This window comes from Coprobacter sp. (assembly GCF_982436375.1).
Genome location: NZ_CEWDCG010000093.1, coordinates 1 through 10965, shown reverse-complemented (window position 1 = coordinate 10965; position 10965 = coordinate 1). Strand labels below are relative to the sequence as shown.

At 39.2% G+C, this 10965-nt stretch carries 7 protein-coding genes; 6 read left to right on the top strand and 1 reads right to left on the bottom strand.

Going from position 1 to position 10965, the window contains the following annotated elements; all coding sequences use genetic code 11:
- The first annotated feature begins 74 nt into the window (after nt 1-74).
- Nucleotides 75-1124, top strand: a complete 1050-nt coding sequence (locus AC1WHX_RS06840) for a porin (protein ID WP_009319398.1) — start codon at nt 75-77, stop codon at nt 1122-1124.
- A 155-nt stretch (nt 1125-1279) separates the two neighbouring features.
- Here the strand turns inward: AC1WHX_RS06840 and AC1WHX_RS06835 are convergent, their stop codons facing one another.
- A complete protein-coding gene (locus AC1WHX_RS06835) occupies nt 1280-2311 on the bottom strand; it encodes a linear amide C-N hydrolase (protein WP_270214133.1) in 1032 nt (343 codons plus the stop codon).
- 261 nt (nt 2312-2572) lie between these two features.
- Here AC1WHX_RS06835 and dnaG point away from each other — a divergent pair, with 261 nt between their 5' ends.
- The 5 genes from dnaG to scpA form a co-directional block, all read left to right on the top strand.
- Nucleotides 2573-4597: a DNA primase gene (dnaG, locus tag AC1WHX_RS06830; protein WP_022601600.1), complete on the top strand. Its 2025-nt coding sequence runs from the start codon at nt 2573-2575 to the stop codon at nt 4595-4597.
- Between the two features lie 8 nt (nt 4598-4605).
- Complete coding sequence (locus tag AC1WHX_RS06825) at nt 4606-5520, top strand: ABC transporter ATP-binding protein (protein ID WP_122337198.1); 915 nt, start codon at nt 4606-4608, stop codon at nt 5518-5520.
- Nucleotides 5521-5532: 12 nt separating this feature from the next.
- On the top strand, nt 5533-6777 hold the full coding sequence (locus tag AC1WHX_RS06820; RefSeq protein ID WP_122337199.1) for an ABC transporter permease: 1245 nt from the start codon (nt 5533-5535) through the stop codon (nt 6775-6777).
- A gap of 227 nt (nt 6778-7004) precedes the next feature.
- Nucleotides 7005-8870 carry a methylmalonyl-CoA mutase small subunit gene (gene mutA, locus AC1WHX_RS06815; protein ID WP_122337200.1) on the top strand — a complete coding sequence of 622 codons (1866 nt, stop codon included), beginning with the start codon at nt 7005-7007 and terminating at the stop codon, nt 8868-8870.
- A 35-nt stretch (nt 8871-8905) separates the two neighbouring features.
- Nucleotides 8906-10965, top strand: a 2060-nt coding sequence (gene scpA, locus AC1WHX_RS06810; protein ID WP_481229050.1) for a methylmalonyl-CoA mutase, incomplete at its 3' end; no start/stop codon positions are given.

Genomic DNA, 10965 nt, shown 5'->3' with positions numbered 1-10965 from the left:
GTAATATATTTGTCACATTGCAAAGTTTCCTTTGTAAAAATTTTCAATATATACATCTGTTTATTTAAATAATAATGAAACAAGCTATAATACTATTTTTCGTACTTTTAATACCCTTTAGAGGAACGGGACAAAACGAAGCGAACGAAGACGGCGTAAAGCTCGAAAAAAAGAAAATGGAAAAAACAGATTATATTCCCGAAATTCATGGAACGATTCGTGCAAAATATGAATATCAACCGGAAATCAATGCAAGTCGTTTCGAAGTAAGAAATGCCCGGTTCAGCTTGACTGGAAATGTTCACCCATCTGTCGCTTACAAAGCAGAAATAGATTTATCGGATGAAGGTAGTATCAAAATGCTGGATGCTTATACCCGACTATTTCCTATTAAAAGCCTCAACTTCACAATCGGACAAATGCGAGTGCCTTTCACAATTGATGCACATCGTTCTCCCCATCAACAATATTTTGCCAACCGGTCTTTTATTGCCAAACAGGTAGGAAACGTCAGAGACGTAGGTGCAACGGTATGCTATCAATTAAAAGAAGTTTTCCCGTTCATCATTGAAGCCGGAATTTTTAATGGAACAGGGTTAACTAACCAGAAAGAATGGCGCAAAGAAATGAACTATTCTGTCAAAGCTCAACTCCTTTTTATAAAAGGACTAAATATCGAATTCAGTACACAAACCATCAAACCGGAGTCGATCCGTATTCATATGTATGATGGCGGTCTTTCATACCGATATAAAAGATTCTTGATTGAGGGTGAATATTTATATAAACAATATGAGCAAAATGCTTTTAAGGATGTTCATGCCATGAATAGTTTCATGAGTTATGAATTACCCTTGCCCCGAATTTTTAAAAGTATGTCTTTCCTCGCCCGCTATGATTTTATGACCGACCACAGCGACGGATATGCCGACGAAGAAACCGGTAAACTAAAAATAAACGATTATAAAAGACAACGAGTAACGGGTGGACTTACATTCAGCATCGGCAAACCGTTCGTTGCAGATATTCGACTAAATTATGAAAAATATTTTTATTCAGCGTCCGGAATACCTAAAGAATCGGAACAAGATAAAATTGTTCTTGAAGTCATGACTCGGTTTTAATTTTCAAAACTCAAAAAAATTTCATATCATCTCAAGTAAAGTAATTAGGTCAAATCTTCTTTGTGTTTTCATTCGTCGAATAGGACTCTTCCTCGTAAAAACAAAAAATTAAAAGAAATTATCAGGCCAGAACCCAAACAAAATTGAAACAGAGTCTAAATTCCAAATAAAAATGGAAGCGGCAATGAGTTCTTAAATTGTCCTGCAGCATTTCCTGCATAAATTTCTCCATTAGTAAGCCAAAGTTTTTTTATCGGTGCACCCACATTAAAATCAAGATCTTTAAAGTCGACCCAAAATACATCGGGATTAAGTGTCGACTCGAAATAATAAACTTTATTTTTTTGATCTGAGACCGTGCGCCAACGGGTAGATGCAATATTCGGCTGATCGGGAACAGATATTCCTAAAGGCACGGATACATTACGCATAACACTAAATACTCCGGGAACAGCTAATTTAAAATCTGAAGTTTTAGGAATAACATTAATATAGAATGAAGCTCTGACAAATCGGTCGGAAGCTCGATTCGTTCCCGGCAACATTACCATCCCACCTATCTGTTTCCAATAATCATTCAGTGTCATCTGTTTATCATAAGTAGGAGAATTAGTCATCACTTGACAATCTTTCCCTTCATGAACAATCAGTCGTCCCTGTATATATTCAAAGATCGCACTATTTCCTGTAGCGTCAGATACGGATAAATGCAACGTAGATTTTGCACCGTTCGGCAAATCGGGAGCATCGATTCTGAAAGTATCATCTTTTAGTCCGGCAACAGCCTCTTCGACCGTAGCAAAATTATCCAATACATATTGTGTCCAAATGCTGATTCCCATTACCGGACGATTATCATCCGGCCTATAATAAGATGATTCTGTCAAAAAAAGCAGATTGGCAACCAAACCTTTTTCATTCATCCCGTCACATATTCCTATATCATACCCCGCAGTAGATACACTCCCATACTTCGATGTCCAAGTTACGGTATTTTTATTTCCGGGAAGAGCCGCCCGCTTTTGCAATCCTCTCGGAAAAAGATAAATATTCGACTGAGGATCTTCTTTCCAATCCATCGTTCTTCCGGTAACAACCATTCCTCCCTCGCCTAAATAGACAGCTCTGGTACAAGCCTTTATCGAAACGATATATGCAAAAGAAAACAATGTCGATAACGCGATCATGCAAAAAATAGTTCGTAACTTCATACTTATTTGTTTAAATAAAACATTAGAATCTATTAAAAGTCTGTCTAAATTTTACAATACAGAAATCATATCTTTAGGCAGACCTTAAATTATAACAATTCGATGAAAACGATTGTTCTAAAATTTTCCGTTAAATTAGAATCATAAAAGAGGTCTCGAATCTCTCGGTTTTTACAAATTTTGTTTTGCAACCCTTACAATAAATAGTTATCTTCGCCACACTAAAATCTCGATTACATGATAGACCAAGCAACCGTCGATAAAATAATAGACAGCGCAAATATTCTGGAAGTTGTTTCCGACTTTGTCACATTGCGTAAACGCGGCGTCAATTATGTCGGGTTATGTCCGTTTCATGATGAGAAAACTCCATCTTTCAGTGTGTCTCCTTCTAAAGGCATCTGCAAATGTTTCAGTTGCGGAAAGGGAGGTAGTGCCGTGCATTTCATCATGGAACATGAACAACTTTCCTACTATGAAGCCCTGAAATATCTGGCAAAAAAATATAACATTGAAATAGAAGAACGAGAACTCAGCGATGAAGAGAAACAGATAAAAAGCGACCGGGAAAGCATGCTCATCGTTAATTCTTTTGCTCAAGAATATTTCAGTAATATATTATTTCAACATTCCGAAGGTCGTTCGGTCGGACTCGCCTATTTTCATGAACGAGGATTTAGAGACGACATTATTCACAAATTCGCATTGGGTTACTCCCTCGAACAACGAGATGCACTCGCTATTGAAGCAAAAAAAAGAGGGTATAAAGAAGAGTATTTATTGAAAACCGGGCTTTGTCTGGAGGGTCAAAACGGTTACATAAGCGATCGTTTCCGAGGCAGAGTAATTTTTCCGGTATTTAGTCTATCCGGAAAGGTCCTTGCTTTCGGAGGACGAGTGTTAAGGAAAAGCGATAAATTAGCCAAATATGTCAACTCTCCGGAATCGGAAGTTTACCATAAAAGCAATGTGCTTTACGGCATCTATCAAGCAAAACAGTCTATCGTAAAAAATGACAACTGTTTTTTAGTAGAAGGTTATACCGATGTTTTATCGATGCATCAGGCCGGAGTAGAAAATGTAGTGGCTTCTTCAGGAACATCTCTTACTCCGGGCCAGATCAGACTGATTCACCGTTTCACAAATAATATTACGGTTATCTATGATGGTGATGCTGCCGGGATAAAAGCCTCTTTAAGGGGAATAGACCTCATCTTGAAAGAGGGGATGAACATTAAAGTCGTACTTCTTCCCGATGGAGATGATCCTGATTCTTTTGCCAAAAAGCAAAGTGCCTCATCTTTTACGGAATATATAAAAAATCATGAAGTCGATTTTATACGTTTTAAGACCAACTTATTATTAGACAGTGCAGGAAACGACCCCATTAAACGGGCAGAATTAATATCGGACATCGTACAAAGCATTGCTATTATCCCCGATACTATCGTACGCTCGGTATATACCAAAGAATGCAGTCGCCTCATGGAGATCAGCGAAGAGGTATTGCTCCGTGAAATCAATAAAATAAAACTGAGCCAACTGCAAAACGGAACTCCTCCTAACAAAAAAACGCTATCGGAGACTTCTGCCGACAAGCAAAATTCCCAAGAAGAAGGTACACAGAATGACGATACAGAAACATTAATGGAAACGCAGGGCGTTCCTCAAGGAGTTTTACAAGAGAAAAGAGTTCCATCTCCTCTCGATCCATTTGAAAAGACTTTGGTGAGATACATGATACGATACGGATTTCACGACTTATTTTCCGAAATAAATGAAGAGACTGGAGAAACGGAAACGTGGAAAGTAATCCCCTATATACTCACCGATTTACGAAATGATGAAATCGAATTCCAACATCCGTTATATAAAAAAGTAATAGCCGAAATTAATCATATATTCGATCAAGAAGGAGAACATTTGACTCGTTATTTTTTAGCTCACCCCGATGAAGAAATCAGTCGTCTGGCCGTTGATCTGGTAAGTGAAAAGTATCAATTGAGTAAAATACACACAAAATTCCAGACGATAGAAAGCGAAGAAGAAAAGTTAGCAGACCTGATTCCTCGTGCATTATTCGAACTAAAGGATGCTATTACATCCTTGAATATAAAACATATACGAGAAGAAATTAAAAAAACGGCCAAAGAAAAAAATCCGGAACGAACAACTCAACTCATGTCTGAACTGAATGGATTGTATGCATTGAAAGCAGCTTTGGCAAAACAATTAGGCGAACGTATCGTCAGTCCTAAATAAAATAGACAATGTATCTTATAGACGCTCTCGACATCATCAAAGAATACGAGGGGCACAGGGCTCTGAACGGTGTTTCCGTGCAAATACCGGAAAACTGTATATATGGAATTCTCGGCCCTAATGGTGCAGGGAAAACCACTTTCATCCGAATCATCAACCATATTACAGTCCCTGATAGCGGAACTGTATTATTCGACAACCATCTTCTAAATGCCGAAGATGTAAAACACATAGGTTACCTGCCTGAAGAACGAGGATTATATAAAAAAATGAAAGTTGGAGAACATATTGTCTATTTAGCTCAGTTAAAAGGTGTCTCCCGCAATGAAGCTAAAAGACGAATGAAAAAATGGATCACTCGATTTGAAATAGACCGTTGGGAAAAATACCGAATTGAAGAACTTTCGAAAGGGATGCAGCAAAAGATACAGTTTATAACAACGGTAATTCATGAACCCCGTTTATTGATATTCGACGAACCTTTCAGCGGATTTGACCCGATAAATACGGAGTTACTGAAACGTGAAATCCTCGAACTGAAAAAAGGGGGAGCAACAATTATCTTTTCTACCCACAACATGAGTTCGGTCGAAGAGTTATGTGATGAAATAACACTCATAAATCGCTCTCAAGTCGTATTGCAAGGAGAAGTACTCAAAATCCGGGAACAATATAAAAAAGATCTTTTCAGAATAAAGATTTCTTCCGGCAAGTTTCCCAGTTCTGACAACCATTATATAGTGATTTCTGAGAAAGAGGCTTTTAACGGGACTGAAATATTACTCAAAAAAACAGATGATATTCCGATAAATGATTTGATAGTTCAACTTGCCGAAAGGTTTTCGTTAACTGCATTTGAAGAGATACTGCCCTCTATGAACGAAATATTTATCGAAACGGTCGAAAGAGAAAAAACGCTCTAAAATCTAAACGGTATGAACAAAATGCATCTGATTATACGTCAAGAATATCTAAACCGGGTAAGAAAACGGTCATTTATTGCAATGACTTTATTAATGCCTTTTTTATTTGTCGCATTAATGTCATTTCCCCATTGGATGTCAAAAATAAACGATACCGAAACTCATGATATAATCGTATTGGATTACACCGGATCATATAAAAACTTGTTTACCGATACTTCCCAATATCGATTCTATTATCGAATGACCGGTGACCCAGCGGACAATGCTGAAAAAGTATATGCCTACATAATCATTTCGGAAAACCTGCTGCAAAATCCCCAAGCCATAGCTATCTATTCAGAAAAGCAGATCAGTCAAAACTTTAAAGAATATATTACGCTGCAAGCCGAACGTTATCTCGAAAACGAAAAATTGGCATCTTGTCAAATTCAGAATATTCAGAAAATAATTGCCGATTTACAAGTTAAACTCGACATACCGGAAATCCGATTCGGAGAAGACAGGACAAAGAGTCGTTCTTCCGCTGAAATATCATCTGTCATCGGAATAGCCAGCACGTTCATCATATACATGTTTTTGCTTCTTTACGGTGTACAAGTCATGCAAAGCGTAACCCAAGAAAAAAGCAATCGCATCGTTGAAGTTATGATCTCTTCTGTAAAACCTTTCGAACTGATGATGGGAAAAATCACAGCAATCGGATTGGCCGGCCTCACTCAATTCGCAATTTGGCTTATTCTATCTGTCATAATTCTATTTTCGACCACCTCCCAACTGTCTCTTGGTACAGCGACCGATAATATAGAATCTTTGAACCAAATGCAAAGTTATCCTTTCGCGGAACTTCTGATATGGTTTACTCTTTTCTTTAGCGGAGGATATATGCTATATGCTTCTTTGTTCGCAGCCATAGGTTCGGCAGTTGATAACGAAGCAGACACTCAACAATTTATGACACCAATTACAATAATTATATTATTTGCTCTTTATGCAGGAATATATAGTGCACAAAATCCTGAAGGACCTTTAGCCTTCTGGTGCTCTATGATACCTTTTACCTCCCCCATCGTCATGATGGTGAGAATCCCTTTCGGCATACCTCTATGGGAAATAATAGTATCTTTTCTAATATTAGGTATTTCAGCATTATGTAGTATATGGATATCCGGTAGAATTTACCGAATAGGAATTCTCATGTACGGAAAAAAAACGAGTTATACAGAAATTATAAAATGGATAAAATATAAGGGATAAATTTCACGAAACAGATCTTATCAACCACGATATTTTATATTTTTAGCACATGTAGTTTATCCATTTTATTACAGAAAATTTTCTTTATTGAAAAGGAATGTTGTATTTTTGTAAAAGCTCTTTGCTGAAAAGCAAAGCCGAACGTTTTTTACCGCAGATAAAAAACGTTCGTATTGTGTTAAGGAAAAGGAATGTTTAACTTAAATCAAAACTGCAAGATAAACACTATGGCAGATTGTAAAGAAAAGTTGTTCGACCAATTTCCTCCTGTTTCTACAGAAGAATGGATGGAAAAAGTCACGGCAGACCTTAAAGGTGCCGACTTCAACAAAAAACTCGTATGGAGAACCAATGAAGGGTTCAACGTAAAACCGATGTACCGCGCAGAAGATATTGCGGATATAAAAACCACAAATTCTTTACCCGGAGAATATCCTTATGTTCGCGGGACTAAATGCGATAATGAATGGCTGGTGCGTCAAGACATACATGTCGAAAACGTAAAAGACGCCAATGCAAAAGCAAAAGACCTGCTTACCAAAGGTATTACTTCGTTAGGTTTCGCTCTCGAAGCTGAAAATATCACTCCCGAAAATATAGCGATATTATTGTCGGGTATCGATGTAGAAAATGTCGAATTGAATTTCACTTCGTGCATTAAAAACAGTTTAAAACTGATCGAGGCACTATCAGATTATTTCAAATCGCAAAACATCAATACCGAAAATATAAAGGGTTCTATCAATTTCGATCCGTTCAAACGTATTTTGAAACGAGGAAGAGATTTTAAAGAATATGCACAGAAAGGTGCAGAAATCATAAAAGCCGCTGCTGCTTTACCTAAATTCAGAGTACTTGCAGTCGATGCCATAATGCTTAACAATGCAGGCTCTTATATCTCCCAAGAACTCGGATTTGCTCTGGCTTGGGGAAACGAATGGCTAGCCAGTATCACAGATCTCGGTTTGAGTGCAGATGAAGTAGCCAAACGCATTAAATTCAATTTCGGCATATCATCCAACTATTTTATGGAGATAGCCAAATTCAGGGCAGCCCGCATGTTATGGACACAAATCGTATCGGCCTATAAACCGTCTTGCGAATGTGCTGCAAAAATGGAAACTCATGCAAAAACATCCGAATTTAACATGACGATTTACGATGCGCATGTCAATTTATTAAGATCACAAACGGAGGCTATGTCCGCCGCTCTTGCCGGAGTAAACTCTATGACCGTCACCCCGTTTGACATTACCTATAAACAACCGGATGAATTTTCGGAACGCATCGCCCGTAATCAACAACTTCTGCTCCGGGAAGAATCTCATTTCAATAAAATCACAGATCCGGCAGCAGGTTCATATTATATAGAGAATCTTACTATTTCTATTGCAGAACAAGCATGGAAATTATTCCTCGAAGTTGAAGATAAAGGCGGATTCTATGCAGCACTGAAAGAAGGATTCATTCAACAAACCGTAAATGCTTCGGCCGAAGCCCGTCACATGGCAATCGCACGAAGAAAAGAAATTTTGGTGGGAACTAATCAATACCCGAATATCAACGAAAAAGCGGCAGATAAAATCAAAGATAAAGCGTCTTGCGGATGTTGCGGAGGAGAATCGCATAAATGTCAGCCCGAATACGAAACATTACATTTCGAACGGGGAGCCAGCGATTTCGAAACACTGCGTTTAGCAACTGAAAAATCAGATAAACAACCGGTCGTATTTATGTTGACAATCGGTAATCTTGCCATGCGCCTCGCCCGTTCCCAATTCTCCGGAAACTTCTTCGGATGTGCCGGATATAAAATCGTGGACAATTTAGGTTTCAACACCATACAAGAAGGTGTAGACGCTGCTATTGAAGCAAAAGCCGATATCGTAGTGCTTTGCTCAAGCGACGATGAATATGCAACTCTCGCTCCCGAAGCGAAAGCCGCATTAGGCGACAAAGCCATTTTAGTCGTAGCAGGAGCACCCGAATGTATGGAAGAACTGAAAGCTCAGGGTATCGACCAATTTATCAACGTACGCAGCAACGTTCTGGATACATTGAAGGCTTTCAATGCCAAACTATCGATTCATTAACCGTTATAAAAACGTATCAAGAAAATCGTAAAATTATGAGACCTAATTTCAAAAATATAAATATCACAACCGATGCTTTTGCCCAAAACGGGAAAGGAAGCATCTCTTGTAATCCTGAAGACAAATGGATTACGCCTGAATTAATTCCGGTAAAACCGATTTATACACAAGCCGATTTGGAAGGCATGGAACACCTGAATTATGTAGCCGGTATTCCTCCGTTCTTGAGAGGACCGTACAGCGGTATGTATGCTATGCGTCCATGGACTATCCGCCAATATGCCGGTTTTTCCACTGCTGAAGAATCGAACGCATTTTATCGCCGTAATCTCGCAGCCGGCCAGAAAGGACTCTCCGTAGCATTCGATTTGGCAACACACCGAGGATATGATGCCGATCACGAACGAGTAGTTGGTGATGTAGGTAAAGCCGGAGTTTCTATTTGCAGTCTGGAAGACATGAAAGTTTTGTTTGACGGTATTCCCTTAAACAAAATGTCCGTTTCCATGACTATGAACGGGGCTGTACTTCCTATTATGGCTTTCTATATCAACGCCGGGCTAGAACAAGGGGCAAAATTGGAAGAAATGGCAGGGACCATCCAAAATGATATTCTGAAAGAATTTATGGTTCGTAACACATATATTTACCCACCGGAATTCTCTATGCGTATCATTGCGGATATTTTTGAATTTACCTCCCAATACATGCCTAAGTTCAATTCTATCTCTATTTCGGGATACCACATGCAAGAAGCTGGAGCAACTGCCGATATCGAACTGGCTTATACACTCGCCGATGGCTTGGAATACCTTCGTGCCGGAGTTAATGCAGGAATGGATATAGACTCTTTTGCACCTCGTTTATCTTTCTTCTGGGCTATCGGGATGAACTATTTTATGGAAATCGCAAAAATGCGGGCAGCTCGTATGCTGTGGGCAAAAATCGTAAAACAATTTAATCCTAAGAATCCGAAATCTCTTGCATTGCGTACCCATTCGCAAACATCAGGATGGTCATTGACCGAACAAGATCCGTTCAATAATGTCGGACGTACTTGTATCGAAGCGATGGGAGCAGCACAAGGACATACTCAATCTCTACACACAAACGCCCTTGATGAAGCAATCGCATTACCGACAGATTTCTCTGCCCGTATCGCTCGTAATACTCAGATATATATTCAAGAAGAAACTTATGTAACGAAAGAAGTCGATCCTTGGGCAGGCTCTTATTATGTAGAATCCCTGACCAATGAATTGGCACATAAGGCATGGGAACATATTCAGGAAATTGAAAAACTCGGCGGCATGGCTAAAGCTATCGAAACTGGCCTTCCGAAACTGAGAATAGAAGAGGCTGCCGCACGTACTCAAGCCCGCATCGACTCAGGTAAACAAACAATCATCGGTGTAAACAAATATCGTTTGGAAAAAGAAGATCCGATCGATATTCTCGAAGTAGATAATACGGCTGTACGTAAACAGCAAATTGCCCGATTAAACGAATTGAAAGCGAATCGTGACGAAGCGGCTGTAAAAGCTGCACTGGAAGCTATTACAGAATGCGTGAAAACCCAAAAAGGCAATTTGCTCGACCTTGCTGTAAAAGCTGCAAAAGTACGTGCTACTTTGGGAGAAATATCGGATGCCTGCGAAGCTGTCGTAGGCCGTTATAAGGCAATTATCAGAACTATATCAGGAGTGTATTCATCAGAAACGAAAAAAGATGCGGATTTTGTACGGGCAACAGAATTGTCAGAAAAATTCGCCAAGAAAGAAGGTCGCCAGCCTCGTATCATGATTGCTAAAATGGGACAGGACGGACACGACCGAGGTGCAAAAGTTGTAGCAACGGGATATGCCGATTGCGGCTTCGACGTGGATATGGGACCGCTATTCCAAACTCCGGCAGAAGCTGCCCGCCAAGCAGTTGAAAATGACGTTCATGTATTAGGTGTTTCATCCTTGGCAGCAGGGCATAAAACATTAATTCCGCAAGTTATGGAAGAGTTGAAGAAGCTTGGACGAGAAGATATCATCGTCATTGCAGGCGGTGTAATTCCGGCACAAGATTATGACTTCTTATATAAAGC